The following is a 16,213-nucleotide window of genomic DNA, read 5'->3' as shown; positions in this document are numbered from 1 at the left end:
TAATTATCGGAACTGCAAACTGTAAACTGCAAACTAATTTTACGCTTCTTGTTCTTGTTTAATCCAGTCGTATCCTTTTTCTTCTAATTCTAAAGCCAGGCTCGCGTCACCAGATTTTACAATTCTTCCATTGTACAATACGTGAACAAAATCAGGAACGATATATTCTAATAATCTTTGGTAGTGCGTAATTACGATAATAGCGTTTTTATCACTTTTTAATTTGTTAACACCATTAGCCACAATTCTCAAAGCATCGATATCCAATCCGGAATCAGTTTCGTCAAGAATAGCCAGTTTAGGCTCTAACATTGCCATTTGGAAAATTTCGTTACGTTTTTTCTCTCCACCAGAGAAACCTTCGTTAAGAGAGCGGGATAAAAACTTGCGGTCAATTTCTAATAATTCTGATTTTTCACGAATTACTTTCAACATTTCGTTAGCAGGCATTTCTTCGTGACCGTTTGCTTTTCTAGTTTCGTTGATAGCAGTTTTCATGAAATTAGTTACTGAAACGCCAGGAATTTCAACAGGATACTGGAACGAAAGAAATACTCCTTTATGAGCTCTTTCTTCAGGAGCTAACTCTGAAATATCTTCGTTTTCCAATAGAATTTCACCGTCTGTTACTTCGTAGTTTTCATTTCCTGCAATAATTGCCGAAAGCGTACTTTTTCCGGCACCGTTAGGTCCCATTATCGCGTGAATTTCTCCTGCTTTTATTTCTAAATTAATTCCCTTAAGAATTTCTTTATCACCTATCGAGGCGTGTAAATTTTTTATTGATAACATTCTTTAGCGTGTTTTTCTTTTATTTAATAATGTCCTTTCAGAGAAAGAATATTTAATATTTCTATTTTGTTTTCTTCGGTAACTCTATATATGATACGATGTTCTTTATTAATTCTTCTTGACCAGCGTCCGGATAACTGATGTTTTAATTCTTCAGGTTTTCCAAGACCTTCAAAAGGATGTAATTGAATATCTTCTATTAAAGAATAAATTTTTTTTAACATTCCTTTATTCCCAGACTTTATCCAAAAATTTAAATCAGCTTTTGCTTTATCAGAAAAATCTATTTGCATAGTTCTTTCAATTCCTCCATTGTCATTCGGGTTCCTCTGCCTTCTTTAATGCTTTTTTCAGCTTCCAAAATTTCTTTTACAAATTCTGGATCGTATGGTTTTTCTTCTTCAATTGTAATTTCAAATCCAAGCGATTTTGCCAGTGATTTTAAAACCGGAAAATCTTTTTTCTTTACATTTTTTAAAACAATATCCATGACTTTAAATTTAAAATTACCCTACTGAACCTTCTAATGAAATTTCCAGTAATTTTTGCGCTTCAACGGCAAATTCCATTGGTAACTTGTTTAAAACATCTTTACTGAAACCGTTTACGATTAAAGCAATGGCTTTTTCTGTTGGTATTCCACGTTGATTACAATAGAAAACCTGATCTTCACCAATTTTAGATGTTGTTGCTTCGTGTTCTATTTTGGCAGATGGATTTTTACTTTCGATATAAGGGAAAGTATGTGCTCCACAATTGTTACCCATTAATAAGGAATCACATTGAGAAAAGTTACGAGCATTATCGGCTCTTGGACTAATTTGCACTAATCCTCGGTAGCTGTTTTGTGATTTTCCTGCCGAAATACCTTTAGAAATAATAGTCGATTTAGTGTTTTTACCTAAATGAATCATTTTAGTCCCTGTATCGGCTTGTTGGAAATTATTAGTTACCGCAATCGAATAAAATTCACCTACTGAATTATCTCCTTTTAAAATAACCGAAGGATATTTCCAAGTTATTGCAGAACCCGTTTCTACTTGAGTCCAGGAAATTTTAGCATTCGTTTCGCACAAACCTCTTTTGGTTACAAAATTGTAAACCCCACCTTTACCTTCTTTGTTTCCGGGGAACCAGTTTTGAACGGTAGAATATTTAATTTCGGCATCTTCAAGAGCAATAAGTTCTACTACAGCAGCATGCAATTGGTTTTCGTCACGGCTAGGAGCAGTACAACCTTCAAGGTAAGATACATAACTTCCTTCGTCAGCAATAACCAGCGTTCTTTCAAACTGACCTGTTCCTGCCTGATTGATACGGAAATACGTTGATAATTCCATAGGGCATTTTACTCCTTTTGGAATATAACAAAAAGAGCCATCAGAGAAAACAGCTGAGTTTAAGGCGGCATAAAAGTTGTCTTTTTGCGGCACTACAGTTCCTAAATATTTACGCACTAATTCCGGATGTTCTTTGATAGCTTCAGAGATACTCATGAAGATTATCCCTTTTTCGCCTAATGTTTTCTTAAATGTTGTAGCCACCGAAACCGAGTCAACTACAATATCCATCGCCACATTGTTCATCATTTTTTGCTCATCGACTGAGATACCTAACTTTTTGTACATTTCTAAAAGTTCCGGATCTACATCATCCAGCGTTTTATTCGGGTCTACCGTTTTTGGTGCTGAATAATAGGAAATAGCCTGAAAATCCGGTTTAACATAACTAACATTAGCCCATTCCGGTTCAGTCATTTCTTCCCATGCTCTGTAGGCTTCAATACGCCAATCGGTCATCCACTGAGGTTCACCTTTCTTATGTGAAATGGCACGAACAATGTCTTCATTTAAACCAATAGGAAACGTCTCCGATTCAAGATTGGTGTAAAATCCGTACTCGTACTCTTTCGTTTCGAGTTCGATTTTTAAATCGTCTTCTGTATATTTACTCATTTTTTTATTTTTTAAAACCATAAAGAAATCAAGACTTAACTGGCTTAATATCGTAATGGTTTAAATGTTTTTTATTTTATATTACAGTGAGAAACTTTCTCCGCAACCACAAGTTCTGGTTGCATTTGGGTTATTAAAAACAAATCCTTTTCCGTTTAATCCACCCGAAAACTCAAGAATAGTTCCGGCTAAATAAAGAAACGATTTTTTTTCTACAGCAATCGTAATATCATTGTCTATGAAGATCTTATCATCTTCGCCTTTGTTTTTGTCGAACTTTAAATCATAGGATAAGCCCGAGCATCCGCCGCTTTTAACACCTACTCTTACATAATCTGTGGCGGCATCAAAACCATCGTCTTTCATCAAGTCGATGATTTTCTTTTTGGCAGTATCAGAAACCTTTATCATTGTGTGTTGATTTTGTCTAAATTAACTGCAAAGATAAGGCATAAAAACGGTATTGCACAATAGATAACATTTTTATAACTAATAAGCAAATAGATAATAGTTATTTATTACAGTTATTTAGAATGAGTTTATTTTATTTTGGTTTTCAAATAATATAACATCATTTTATTTTTACAAATGCATTCCTTTTGCATAAATTGCCATTGCTAATTATTTAGAACTTTTTAAATAAAAGATATGAAACTTTACCCCATAGAAACAGGAAATTTTAAACTGGATGGCGGTGCCATGTTTGGCGTTGTACCTAAAACAATCTGGAATAAAACCAATCCCGCCGATACTAATAATTTAATTGATATTGCAGCCCGTTGTTTGTTGATCGAAGATGGAAACCAACTGATTTTGATTGATACCGGAATGGGGAATAAGCAATCGGAGAAGTTTTTTGGGTATTATTCGCTTTGGGGAACGCATTCTATGGATGCCTCGTTGGCTAAATTTGGGTTTCACCGTGACGATATTACGGATGTGTTTTTGACGCATTTGCATTTTGATCACTGTGGAGGTGCTATTCAATGGAACGCTGACAAAACAGGATATGAACCCGCTTTTAAAAATGCTAAATTTTGGTCGAATGAGAATCATTGGCAATGGGCAACCCAACCCAATTCGCGGGAAAAAGCTTCTTTCCTGTCCGAGAATATTTTGCCAATGCAGCAAAGCGGTCAGTTGCATTTTATCAAAAGAAATGAAACCGATTTCCTGGAAAAATCAGAATTGGATTTCGGAATTTTCTTTGTTGATGGACATACTGAAAAACAAATGATTCCGCATATTCATTACAAAGGAAAAACTATTGTTTTTTGTGCCGATTTATTACCAACAGCCGGACACATTCCTATTCCTTATGTGATGGGTTATGATACGAGACCGCTGTTAACGATGGACGAAAAAGCAAAATTCATGAACGCAGCTGCCGATAATAATTACTATTTGTTTCTGGAACACGATGCACACAATCCGATAATCACCGTACAACATACCGAAAAAGGCGTGCGATTATCGGAGGTTTTTTCCTTAGAGGATATTTTGTAGTATGTAAACAAAAACTTCATTTTGAGATTAATTTTAAAATGGAGTTTTTTTAATTTTATGTGTTCCACTTTTTATAAAAGTGCAGTTTTATACCAATAGAAATTAATTTGTTTTAAATTTCCATATTTGACCAGTTGTTTCTCCTCCTTTATTGTCTTTAACGACTACTTTCCAATAATATTCTTTTCCAGTATTTAAGTTTACATCAAGCGTAGTGGTAGTGATATTTTCACTTATTTTTTGTGTTGGAGTAGTTGTAGTGCCAAAATATACATCATATACAAGAATATCAGTTGCATCAACATCAGTAGCTGTCCAACTCAATTTTGCAGTAGCAGTATTTAAAACTGAATTGGAAGCGGGAAATACTAATTCAGGTAAAAATGGTAAGCGATTTGTAACCGCTTCACCAGCAGTATAGAATTTATATGTAGTCGAAAAACTACTTAAAGAATTTTGACTGTCAGTAGCTTTTATTCTCCAGTAGTAAGCTGTGTTTTTTTCGAGTTGAATGGTTTGTAAATCGGAAACTGTAGTAACGGTTTTTACAATTGGGGTAAATTGATTGTCTTTGGCAATTTGAATTTGGTAGCTGGTTGTTTTGTTCGCTTCGGTGTCAATGTTCCATTCAAAATCAACGGAATTGTTAAGGCATAATTTATTATTTGCCGGAGCTACTAAAGTAGGGGCTATTGGTGCGGTATCGTTAGTATCCTCTCCACCATTGCTACATGAAATGGATAAAAAACCAATGATGATAAAGTATATAAAATTCTTCATTTTTATTTTTTAATGATTTTTAAGTATTTAGGTGTGTTCAAATAGATTTTTACATAATAAACACCGGCAGGCTGGTTTTCAATGTTGAATTTGATTTGACCATTTGTTACACTTTTTGTTTCTGAAGAAATAATTTTAGAATCGGTAGTATATAAATCAATATTGATATTTTTAAGAGAAACAGGAACTTCAATTGTAAATTCTCCTTTGGTTGGGTTTGGGTGCGCTACAATTGAGGCTTGGGCATCTGCAATTTCTTTCAGATAAATTCCCTCACAGGCTTTAGCGGTTTTTACTTCTAAGAAATCACCATTGTTAACAGTAACAGAAAAAGTATCCGAAGTCGTTTCAAATTGTTCTTTACCATTAACAAAAACAGTATAAGGAGCTGTTCCTTCTGTTATTTCTACTGATGCTAATCGCGAAGAAATAGTTGATTTTCCAGTAATTGTTGCCGCTTTAGGAATCGTTACGGAGAAATTTTGTTCAAAATATTGTCCTGGAATCGTAATTCGGATTGCGTAAGTTCCCGGAGCCAAATTAGCGACTGTCAGAGAATTATTAGTCAAAGCATAATTGGTGCCGTTGATATTGGCAATATAATTATAATTGGCTTTAGCGGTAATATTGATAGCTCCGTTATTTTCATTCAAACAAGTTTCTCCTTTAGATTCGATGGTGAAGTTGTTTGAAGGAAGTGGTATAACGACAGTAATCATATCAGTAACAGTCTTTGTATTACTGCCGGAACTATTTGTAGCAGTTAGTTTTACAGTATAAATTCCAGCATCCACAAAGGTGAATGTAGGGTTTTGCAATGTAGAGATAAGCGGGGTAGAACCTGTTCGAGTAATTTCCCAAATCCAAGAGGTAGGTGTATTTGTTGAATTGTCCTTAAAATTAATGCTTTCATTAATATTAGCAGCAGTTGTAGAAGCCGAAAAATTAGGTATTGGGATTGAAATTGCCTCTTTTACGCTTACTATTTGTGTAGCTGTTGCAATGTTACCGCTGGCATCTTTCACAGTCCAGGTTACAGTAGTATTTCCTAGTGGAAAAGTAGTTGGAGCATCATTAGTTACAGATGCTACAGAACAATTATCAGCTGTTATAGCTGTACCTAAGTCTACTCCAGAGGCTGTTCCATTTGAATTTGCAGTTACAGTCAAAGCAGGAGGAGCTGTGATTGTTGGTTTAGTTATATCTTTTACTGTAATTATTTGCGTAGCTGTTGCGATGTTATTGCTTGCATCTTTTACAGTCCAGGTTACTGTTGTTGTTCCTATAGGGAAAGCGGTTGGAGCATTATTTGTAACAGAAGCAATACTACAGTTGTCAGAGGTTGTTGGAGTTCCTAAAATAACATTTGTAGCTGTGCAATTTGAAGTTGTATTTGTAGTGATTGTTGGAAGTCCTGTAATTGTTGGTTTTTCAGTGTCGGTTTCTGTAGTTATAGTAAAATTTTTAGTCAATGTTGTAGAATTAGCATCTGTAATCTTACATGAGTAAGTCCCCTCCGTTAATCCTGAAATTGAAGCTGTCGTCTTTCCATTCGACCATTCATAAGTGTAGGGACTATTTCCACCTGAAATCGTTACACTCGCTTGTCCTGTATTATCACCAATACAAACTATATTAGTCTGGTTAATTGTTGCATTCAAAGGACTTGGTAATCCTAGTTTATAATTTAGAGAATACAACCCTCTATTTATTCCATTATCACCATAAAAATATATTATATCTCCTTCAAAAAAAAGATCAGTAAAAGAAAGATAATTAAAGTTATTCAAAATACAAGTTGTCCCTTCTGAAGTCCCATCAGTAACATAGAAAGAATAAGCTAAAGGACCTTGATTTACGGTGTATATAATTCTGTCATTATTTATGAAACCATTTTTATTTATAGCAAATGAACTTTCCGTACCCGGTGTAATATCTTTTACTAATTCCTTGTCTTTGAGTGTTCCATCATATTTCCAGATTTCATATCCGTATTCGGGAGTATTTAACTGTAGATAAGCTATGTTGTTAAAGTATAAAACATCTCCATTACTATCTGCATGACCGTTATTGATAAATGTAGGATAATTACTTTCTACAGGTGTAGAAACCCCATCCGATGTATAGACTTTTCCTCCAGCCGTTAAGTAAACCGTATTGTTAAAAACCATTAAATCATTTACTGCAATGTCATAGACTACTTTATTGTCAAATGTAAAAGAAGTGTTTAGAGATTGTGTATTTAAATTTACAGAATAGTACTTCAATTTATAATCTGTATCTTTCATTAGAAAAATGATATTATCATTTACTCTAGTAATTTCATCTCTATTTTGATAAATTTCTGGACCAGATACCACATTTTTTCCAATAATTTCTGTTATAGTCTTAGTAGAAGGAACATATTTATATATTCCGTAATACACCCCTAAAGTGATATGTTGACTTCTAAAATACAAGACTCCGTTATAATAATATGTTGCTCCAAGTCGGTATAGCTTTTTATTGTTTGGTGATAATAATTCTGTTGAAACATTAGTATTTAAATCTACAATACGAGTCGTATATGGAGATTGATCCGCATCGTAAATTACATAATGATCAAAAACATCAAAGACATCTACATTATTAGAAATAATTGTTAGTTTATTTGTTTTAGTATCTATTTTCGCTAACCAATTTCCAAATTTAAAAACAATATCATTATTTATTTTCTTCGCATTATATCCATTTTTAGCTGGCAAATAGACATCGTCAGGAAAAACATATTTTTCTCCATTAGAAATATCAACCCTAACAATACAACCTCTTTTTGTTATTGGACTTGTTGAAGTTAGTTTATGAGTAGAACAATATATATATAAGTTATCTTTGAAAAAAGGCTGCAAAGCTTTATCATCTGCAACGTCATTTATACCATATCCTTCTGATGATGGAATAAATTTTAAATCTTGAGCGGTCAAATTATAACAAGAAAACAGTACGAATAGAAATTTTAAAATTTTTTTCATATTAATTTTTTCATATTACAAAAAATAGTAAAAAGAGTAGTTTTATTTTCATTTGCAATAGGTGTAATTTTTTTATTACACAAAACTACAATAAAAATTATTTGTAAGAATTTGTTTTTCTTTAAATTTGATTAGGCTTTGTAGAATAAATGTTTGGTTATGAGTAAAATCAATTAGACTTTACTTTTGATACTATATTCACCGTAAAACATACCGAAAAAGGGGTGCGATTATCGGAGGTTTTTTCCTGCTCTGATATCTTAATCTAGTGTTAATCCTGAAAATTTTCGAGTAAGAAAATTATTTTTAATCTATATTTGAAATAGACAAAATATCTAAAATACATGAATACAATAAAATCCATTAGCCTTTCGCTGTTTTCTGCTTTGGTTTTAGCAGGATGTGGAGCGCAAAAATTACCCAATTATAAGTCAGTGACTGCTATTACAGCACCTGAAAATATTACAAAAAAGAAGGCTTTAACGGAAGACCAATTGAAATATTGGAATCAGTATGACCTTATTAAAGATACTGTTCCCGGGATGAGTGTCAACAGAGCTTATGCCGAATTGTTAAAAAACAGAAAATCCCAAAAAGTAATTGTGGGTATTGTAGATTCAGGTGTTGATATCGAACACGAAGATTTGAAATCAGTACTTTGGACGAATCCAAAAGAAATTCCCGGAAACGGAATTGACGATGATAAAAACGGATATGTAGATGATATTCATGGCTGGAATTTTCTGGGCGATATTACTAAAGAACATTTAGAATATGAGAGAATTATTAAAGATAAATCGCTGGTAGATGAAGCCACTTATCTGGAAGCTAAAAAAATCTACGATAAAAAAATAAGCGATGCTCAGGCAGAAAAAAATTATTTAGCAACCTTAATTGACCAGACGGTAAAAGCAGATGCAAATATCCAGAAGCAATTAGGAAAAGAAGTTTATACCCTTGAAGAGGTAAAAACGATTGATTCTAAAGATACTTTAGTTCAAAAAAGTAAAATGATTATGGAACGACTATTTTCTTACGGAATGCCTATTGCCGATTTGAAAACTGAAATCCAAAAAGAATTAGATGCTAAAGACGAACTTTTAAACAAGAATGATTTAGATACTGATTATCGAAAAGTATTAGGAGACAACCCAAATGACATTACTAATACTAATTATGGAAACAACAATGTTATAGGTCCCGATAAAAATGAAGCTTTACACGGAACCCACGTTGCCGGAATTGTAGCGCAGGCTAGAAACAACAACATTGGAGGAAACGGAATTGCTAATAATGTTGAAATCCTTACTGCCCGTGCTGTTCCTGATGGCGATGAATACGACAAAGACATTGCATTAGCCATTCGTTATGCTGTTGATAATGGAGCTAAAGTAATTAACGGAAGTTTTGGAAAAAGCTTTTCTCCGCATAAAAACTGGGTTTTTGATGCGATAAAATATGCTGCCGAAAAAGATGTTTTAATCGTTCATGCTGCAGGAAATGATGCAAAAAATATTGATTTTTATGATAATTTTCCAAATGATTCTGAAGATAAAAAAACAGAGATTTCAGATAACTTAATCACTGTGGGAGCCTTGAATTTTGAGTATGGAAAAAATATCGTGGCTCGTTTTTCAAATATAGGAAAAATAAATGTAGATGTTTTTGCTCCCGGTGTAAAAATCTATGCTACAACGCCTGAGAATACGTATAAGTTTTTACAAGGAACATCAATGGCTGCGCCAAATGTAGCTGGTGTTGCGGCATTAATTCGTTCCTATTATCCAAAATTGACGGCTTCACAAGTCAAACATATTCTGATGGATTCAGGTGTGGTAATAAGTAAGGATGTTGTGGTAGGAGGAAATCCACAGGACATTCGACCATTTAATGAATTATCAAAAACTGGCAGAATAGTAAACGCCTACAACGCCATTTTGATGGCAAATCAAATGGCTAAAAAATAATTTTACTAATTAAAAATCAAATGGAAGGGTATTTATCCTTCCATTTTTTATTCAATACAAATGAGAAAAATTCTGCTGTTATCGTTAATTTTATCAAATGCATTTTCTTTAGTTGCCCAAAACACCGCTTACTGGCAACAAGCCGTTGATTATAAAATGGATGTTGTCATGGATGCTAAAAAATATCAATACCAGGGCACTCAGGAATTGGTTTACACCAATAATTCTTCGGATACTTTGAAGAAAGTATATTATCATTTGTATCCAAATGCTTTCCAGCCCGGAAGTGAAATGGCGGAAAGAGCGGATAACATCAAGGATGCCGATGCCCGAATGGTTAAAAAAACCAAGGTCGATGGAAAAGAGGTTAAAGTAAACCGAATCCAGAATTTAAAACCCGATGAAACAGGCTATTTAAAAATCAGCAATTTTAAACAAGACGAAGTTGATGCAAATACAAAAACTACCGGTACTATTTTAGAAGTTGTTTTGGCAAAGCCAATTTTACCCCATTCTAAAACTACCTTTACTTTAAATTTTGAAGGTCAGGTTCCGGTTCAAATTCGTCGTTCGGGTAGAAACAATGCCGAAGGAGTCGAATTCTCAATGTCGCAATGGTACCCAAAAATAGCCGAATTTGATTTTGAAGGTTGGCATGCTGATCCCTACATTGCCAGAGAATTTCACGGTGTCTGGGGAAATTTTGATGTAAAAATTACCATTGACAAAGACTATGTTTTAGGAGGTTCGGGTTATTTACAAAACGCTAACGAAATAGGGCATGGGTATCAGGAAAATGGTGTTGAGGTAAAATACCCTAAAAGAACCAAAAACCTAACTTGGCATTTTGTAGCGCCAATGGTGCATGATTTTACCTGGGCTGCCGATAAAGAATACATCCATGATGTGGTAAAAGGACCCAATGATGTCGATTTGCATTTTTTATATAAAAACAATCCTAAAATCATTGAAAACTGGAAAAATCTCCAGCCTTTAATGGTTAAGGTAATGGATTTTTACAACAAGAACATTGGCGATTATCCCTATAAACAATACTCTTTTATTCAGGGTGGCGATGGCGGAATGGAATATGCCATGTGTACTTTGATTTTAGGAAATGGAACTTTAGAAGGGATTTTTGGTACCGCTACGCATGAATTAGGTCACGCCTGGTTTCAGCATATTTTAGCTTCTAATGAGTCCAAACATCCGTGGATGGATGAGGGTTTTACCACTTATGTAGAGGATTTGGCAGTCAATGAATTTGCAGTTAAAAAAGAATCAAATCCTTTTAAAACAAGTTACATACTGTATGCCGATTTAGTAAAATCAGGTAAAGAGCAACCACAAACGACTCATGCTGATCGTTATGATGAGAACAGACCGTATAGTATTTCGTCTTACATCAAAGGAAGTATTTTCTTGTCGCAATTGGGATATTTAATTGGTCAGGATAATTTAGCTAAGACGATTAAAAAATATTATCAGGATTTTAAATTCAAACATCCTACTCCAAATGATATCAAGCGTACTGCCGAACGCGTTTCGGGAGCGGAACTCGATTGGTATCTGACCGATTGGACACAAACTACCAACACGATTGATTACGGAATCACAGCAGTGAATGAAAAGGGTGAAAATTCGGTGGTGAGTTTAGAGCGAATAGGCAGAATGCCCATGCCTATTGATCTTTTAGTCGAATATGCCGATGGAACAAAAGAGAGTTTTTATATTCCGTTGCGAATGCTATATTTTGAAAAAGAAAACCCGAATCCGGATATTAAAAGAACGGTTTTAGGAGATTGGCCTTGGGCAAACCCAAAATATGAGTTTAGCATTTCAAAACCTAAAAGCACCATCAAAAAAATTACCATCGACCCAAGCGGATTAATGGCCGATGTACAATTGAAAAATAATAGTGTTGAGGTGAAGTAGGGAATTGCGTTAGGGATTGCAGTGTAAATCCTTTTGTTTTTTTCTTTAAAAAACAAAAGATTGAAACGAAAAGCCCGACCCTTGGGTAACGCCCAAAAAGAGCATTTTCATAGCAAGATTTGCCTCTTTTAATATCAATTTACTTTGTAACTTTGCCGTTCAATCAAAATAATGATGAAATACAAACTAGTATATATTTTTAGTCTGTTGCTTTTGTTGGGTTCTTGTAAAGGAGAAGACGAACAAAAAAGGATTGCTGAAAATGCCAAAGATGCCCAAAAGAAAAAAGTCATTTTTGAGAACATCAAAAAAGGCTGGGATTTTTATGACGAACCTATTAATGAAGCGACTGAGGAAGGCGTGAAAACCTGGAATGAGTTGCGTTTATTCATTCAGGAATTAGCTCATAAACCTAAAATGACCATTAGTGCTTATCAGCAAAAAGCCAAAGCAATTTCTAAGAAAGCATTGGCGTTACGAAATAATGTCCCGGAATTATTCAATAAACCCCAAATCAAAACCCGTATTTCAGTTTTGATTACTAAGGTTCGCCTGATGGATATGTACATTCATCTGGACGAAATTCCGGATAAAAAAGTGGTGCAATTAGTGGGCGAAATCAATAAAGAATTAGCCACATTACAACGTCAGATGGATATTTTAACTGAGAAAAGTAAAATTCCGGTTGAAGAAGGAGAAGACGAAATGAGAAGAATGTTATTGGATTCGGCAAGAGCGATTCCTAATAATCCGAATATGGTATTGCCCAATCAATCCGTTATTCCGGCCAGTACACGAGCAATAATTAACCCAAACGACGCCAGAGTTGAGTAAATCTGCCTTATATACCCTCTACGAAACTTCGCCTAAAACGCAGCAGATTGTTGCTTCATTACAGGAAAAAAACACAGTAAAATTACATCTTAGCGGTTTGCTGGGGTCGGCTGTTTCATTCGTGATTCGTTCGGCGTTTAAAAAAGCGGAGCTTCCTTTTTTAGTGATTTTAAATAATAAAGAAGAAGCGGCTTATTATCTGAATGATCTGGAACAAATGATTGGCGAGCAGGATGTGTTGTTTTATCCGGGTTCTTATCGCCGTCCGTATCAGATTGAGGAGGTTGATAATGCCAATGTTTTGCTTCGTGCCGAAGTATTAAACCGCATTAATTCCCGTAAAAAACCGGCTGTAATTGTCAGTTATCCCGAAGCATTATTTGAAAAAGTAGTGACACGTCGCGATTTAGATAAAAACACATTGAAAGTAAGCGTTGGTGATAAGATTTCGATTGATTTTATCAATGAAGTGTTATTCGAATATGAATTTAAAAGAGTCGATTTTATTACCGAACCGGGAGAGTTTTCAGTGCGTGGCGGAATTGTCGATGTATTTTCTTTTTCGAATGATAATCCGTACCGAATCGAGTTTTTTGGGGATGAGGTCGAAAGTATCCGGACTTTTGATGTCGCAACCCAATTGTCATTGGCACAACAAAAGAAAATTACCATTATTCCCAATGTGGAAAACAAGGTTTTTCAGGAAAACAGAGAAAGTTTCTTAGATTATATTTCGGAACAAACGGTCCTTTTTATTCAGAATACCGAAGATTTATTAGCACAATTAGACAAACAATTTGCCCGGGCCGAAGAAGCTTTTGAGAAATTGTCAAAAGATATCAAACATGCGACTCCGGAACAATTATTCCTGAATCAAAAAGCTTTTATAAAACACGCTTTGGATTTTTCGATAGTCGAATTGAGTTCGAAAGCGATTTTTAAAACTACCAAAAAATTCGAATTTCACATTCAGCCGCAGCCATCGTTCAACAAGCAATTTGATTTGTTGTTGAATAATTTGAGCGAAAATCATTTTAACGGTTATAAAAATTATTTGTTTTGTTCGAATGAAGCGCAGGCAAAGCGTTTTCATGATATTTTCGAAACCTTAGATGAAGCGAATTCGGAAAATATTCGAAAGCAATACAACACCATCGTTTTACCAATGTACCAGGGTTTTATTGATGAAGAAAACCAAATTTCCTGCTACACCGATCATCAGATTTTTGAGCGCTATCATAAATTCAGTATCAAAAACGGCTATTCGAAAAAACAAAATATTACACTTAAAGAATTAACTACGCTTTCGGTGGGTGATTATGTAACGCATATTGACCACGGAATTGGAAAATTTGGTGGCTTGCAAAAAATTCAGGTCGAAGGAAAAACACAGGAAACGATTAAGCTCGTTTATGCCGATAATGATATTGTGTATGTGAGCATTCACTCGTTGCACAAGATTTCGAAATACAACGGAAAAGACGGAACTCCACCTAAAATATACAAATTAGGTTCGAATGCCTGGAAGGTTTTAAAACAAAAAACCAAAGCGAGAGTCAAGCATATTGCGTTCAATTTAATTCAGCTGTATGCCAAAAGAAGACTTGAAAAAGGCTTTCAATATGCACCCGATAGTTATTTGCAAAACGAATTAGAAAGTTCGTTTATTTACGAAGATACGCCGGACCAAACGAAATCAACCGCAGAAGTAAAAGCCGATATGGAAAGCGATCGCCCCATGGATCGATTGGTATGTGGTGATGTAGGTTTTGGAAAAACCGAAGTCGCTATTCGTGCCGCTTTTAAGGCGGTAGATAACAGCAAACAAGTAGCTATTTTAGTTCCAACGACTATTTTAGCGTACCAGCATTTCCGTACTTTTTCAGAGCGTTTAAAAGATATGCCGGTTACCATTGGGTATTTGAATCGTTTTAGAACCGCCAAACAAAAGTCGGAAACTTTGAAGCAATTAGCCGAAGGGAAACTGGATATTGTTATTGGAACACATCAATTGGTCAATAAAAATGTGGTTTTTAAAGATTTAGGTTTACTGATTGTAGATGAGGAGCAAAAGTTTGGTGTGAACGTAAAAGACAAGTTGAAAACCATTGCAGCTAATGTGGATACCTTGACTTTAACGGCAACGCCTATTCCCAGAACGCTTCAGTTTTCATTGATGGCCGCTCGTGATTTATCGGTAATTACAACGCCTCCGCCCAACAGATATCCTATTGAAACCAATGTGGTTGGTTTTAGTGAAGAAATTATCCGCGATGCGATTTCGTATGAAATTCAACGAAACGGACAGGTTTATTTTATCAATAACCGAATCGAAAATATCAAGGAAGTAGCAGGAATGATTCAGCGTTTGGTTCCCAATGCAAGAGTGGGAATTGGTCACGGACAAATGGAAGGTAAGAAACTGGAAGAACTGATGCTGGCTTTTATGAACGGAGAATTTGATGTTCTGGTAGCCACAACTATTATCGAAAGTGGATTGGATGTTCCTAATGCGAATACGATTTTCATCAATAATGCGAATAATTTCGGACTCTCTGATTTGCATCAAATGCGAGGACGTGTGGGGCGAAGCAATAAAAAAGCATTCTGTTATTTCATTTGTCCGCCTTATTCGGCAATGACTGAAGAAGCCAGAAAACGGATTCAGGCTTTGGAACAATTTAGTGAACTGGGCAGCGGATTTAATATTGCGATGAAAGATTTAGAAATTCGTGGAGCAGGAGATTTATTGGGTGGTGAACAATCCGGTTTTATCAATGAAATAGGTTTTGATACTTACCAAAAAATCATGAACGAGGCTATTGAAGAGTTGAAAGAAAACGAATTCAAAGATTTGTATCCGGTTGAAAACGATATTGAAACCAAGGAATATGTAAAAGATTTACAAATTGATACCGATTTTGAGTTGTTGTTTTCGGATGAATACATCAATAATATTTCGGAGCGTATGAATTTGTATAACGAATTGGCAGCCATTAAAAACGAAGAAGAGTTGGTTGTTTTCCAAAATAAACTGATTGACCGTTTTGGTCCTTTACCTCCTCGAGCCAATGCCTTAATGAACAGTATCCGCATAAAATGGGTGGCAACCCGTGTCGGAATTGAGAAATTAGTGATGAAACAAGGCAAGATGATTGGCTATTTTGTATCCGATCAACAATCTGATTTTTACCAGTCCAATCGTTTTCATAAGGTATTGCAGTTTGTGCAAAAACATGCTTCACTTTGTAAAATGAAAGAAAAACAAACCGCAAACGGTTTACGTTTGTTGCTGACTTTTGATAACGTAAAATCAACCAGAAGAGCTTTGGAGTTGATGGAGATGTTGGGCGGGAAAGAAAAGTAGTGGTTTTTTTGTAGTACTTTGGTTAACAACAGTGCTGTCTGTCGATTACTTTATAAAATAGGGTTT

The 16,213-nt window shown here is 34.9% G+C and carries 12 protein-coding genes; 5 read left to right on the top strand and 7 right to left on the bottom strand.

Going from position 1 to position 16,213, the window contains the following annotated elements:
• Window positions 1-39: 39 nt before the first annotated feature.
• The 5 genes from sufC to BUB89_RS04385 form a co-directional block, all read right to left on the bottom strand.
• Entirely contained in the window at window positions 40-792 is a 753-nt protein-coding gene (gene sufC, locus BUB89_RS04405) for a Fe-S cluster assembly ATPase SufC (protein WP_073242359.1), read from the bottom strand.
• Between the two features lie 23 nt (window positions 793-815).
• On the bottom strand, window positions 816-1,085 hold the full coding sequence (locus tag BUB89_RS04400; protein ID WP_073242357.1) for a Txe/YoeB family addiction module toxin: 270 nt from the start codon (window positions 1,083-1,085) through the stop codon (window positions 816-818).
• Window positions 1,076-1,282 carry a DUF2683 family protein gene (locus BUB89_RS04395; protein ID WP_073242354.1) on the bottom strand — a complete coding sequence of 69 codons (207 nt, stop codon included), beginning with the start codon at window positions 1,280-1,282 and terminating at the stop codon, window positions 1,076-1,078. Before BUB89_RS04395 ends, BUB89_RS04400 begins: the two co-directional genes overlap by 10 nt.
• Before the next feature lie 16 nt (window positions 1,283-1,298).
• On the bottom strand, window positions 1,299-2,747 hold the full coding sequence (gene sufB, locus BUB89_RS04390) for a Fe-S cluster assembly protein SufB (protein WP_073242992.1): 1,449 nt from the start codon (window positions 2,745-2,747) through the stop codon (window positions 1,299-1,301).
• An 81-nt stretch (window positions 2,748-2,828) separates the two neighbouring features.
• Complete coding sequence (locus tag BUB89_RS04385) at window positions 2,829-3,158, bottom strand: HesB/IscA family protein (protein ID WP_073242352.1); 330 nt, start codon at window positions 3,156-3,158, stop codon at window positions 2,829-2,831.
• 237 nt (window positions 3,159-3,395) lie between these two features.
• Between BUB89_RS04385 and BUB89_RS04380 the strand changes: the two genes are divergently transcribed.
• A complete protein-coding gene (locus tag BUB89_RS04380) occupies window positions 3,396-4,253 on the top strand; it encodes an MBL fold metallo-hydrolase (RefSeq protein ID WP_073242350.1) in 858 nt (285 codons plus the stop codon).
• A gap of 102 nt (window positions 4,254-4,355) precedes the next feature.
• Here BUB89_RS04380 and BUB89_RS04375 read toward each other — a convergent pair whose 3' ends face one another.
• Together BUB89_RS04375 and BUB89_RS04370 are read right to left on the bottom strand one after the other, a co-directional pair.
• Window positions 4,356-5,033, bottom strand: a complete 678-nt coding sequence (locus tag BUB89_RS04375) for a glycoside hydrolase family 78 protein (protein WP_073242348.1) — start codon at window positions 5,031-5,033, stop codon at window positions 4,356-4,358.
• A 2-nt stretch (window positions 5,034-5,035) separates the two neighbouring features.
• A complete protein-coding gene (locus BUB89_RS04370) occupies window positions 5,036-8,044 on the bottom strand; it encodes a T9SS type A sorting domain-containing protein (protein WP_073242345.1) in 3,009 nt (1,002 codons plus the stop codon).
• 344 nt (window positions 8,045-8,388) lie between these two features.
• Here BUB89_RS04370 and BUB89_RS04365 point away from each other — a divergent pair, with 344 nt between their 5' ends.
• From BUB89_RS04365 to mfd, 4 genes are all read left to right on the top strand, one after another.
• Window positions 8,389-10,011, top strand: a complete 1,623-nt coding sequence (locus tag BUB89_RS04365) for a S8 family peptidase (RefSeq protein ID WP_073242342.1) — start codon at window positions 8,389-8,391, stop codon at window positions 10,009-10,011.
• Between the two features lie 60 nt (window positions 10,012-10,071).
• Complete coding sequence (locus BUB89_RS04360) at window positions 10,072-11,946, top strand: M1 family metallopeptidase (protein WP_073242339.1); 1,875 nt, start codon at window positions 10,072-10,074, stop codon at window positions 11,944-11,946.
• A 171-nt stretch (window positions 11,947-12,117) separates the two neighbouring features.
• Window positions 12,118-12,780, top strand: a complete 663-nt coding sequence (locus BUB89_RS04355) for a hypothetical protein (protein ID WP_234982516.1) — start codon at window positions 12,118-12,120, stop codon at window positions 12,778-12,780.
• Complete coding sequence (gene mfd / locus BUB89_RS04350; RefSeq protein WP_073242337.1) at window positions 12,773-16,147, top strand: transcription-repair coupling factor; 3,375 nt, start codon at window positions 12,773-12,775, stop codon at window positions 16,145-16,147. The genes BUB89_RS04355 and mfd overlap by 8 nt, the downstream gene beginning before the upstream one ends.
• The last annotated feature ends 66 nt before the right edge of the window (window positions 16,148-16,213 follow it).

This window comes from Flavobacterium flevense (genome assembly GCF_900142775.1).
Classification (GTDB): Bacteria; Bacteroidota; Bacteroidia; order Flavobacteriales; family Flavobacteriaceae; genus Flavobacterium; species Flavobacterium flevense.
Note: the sequence above shows the minus strand (reverse complement) of the source record. Positions and strands in the feature narration are given on the sequence as shown.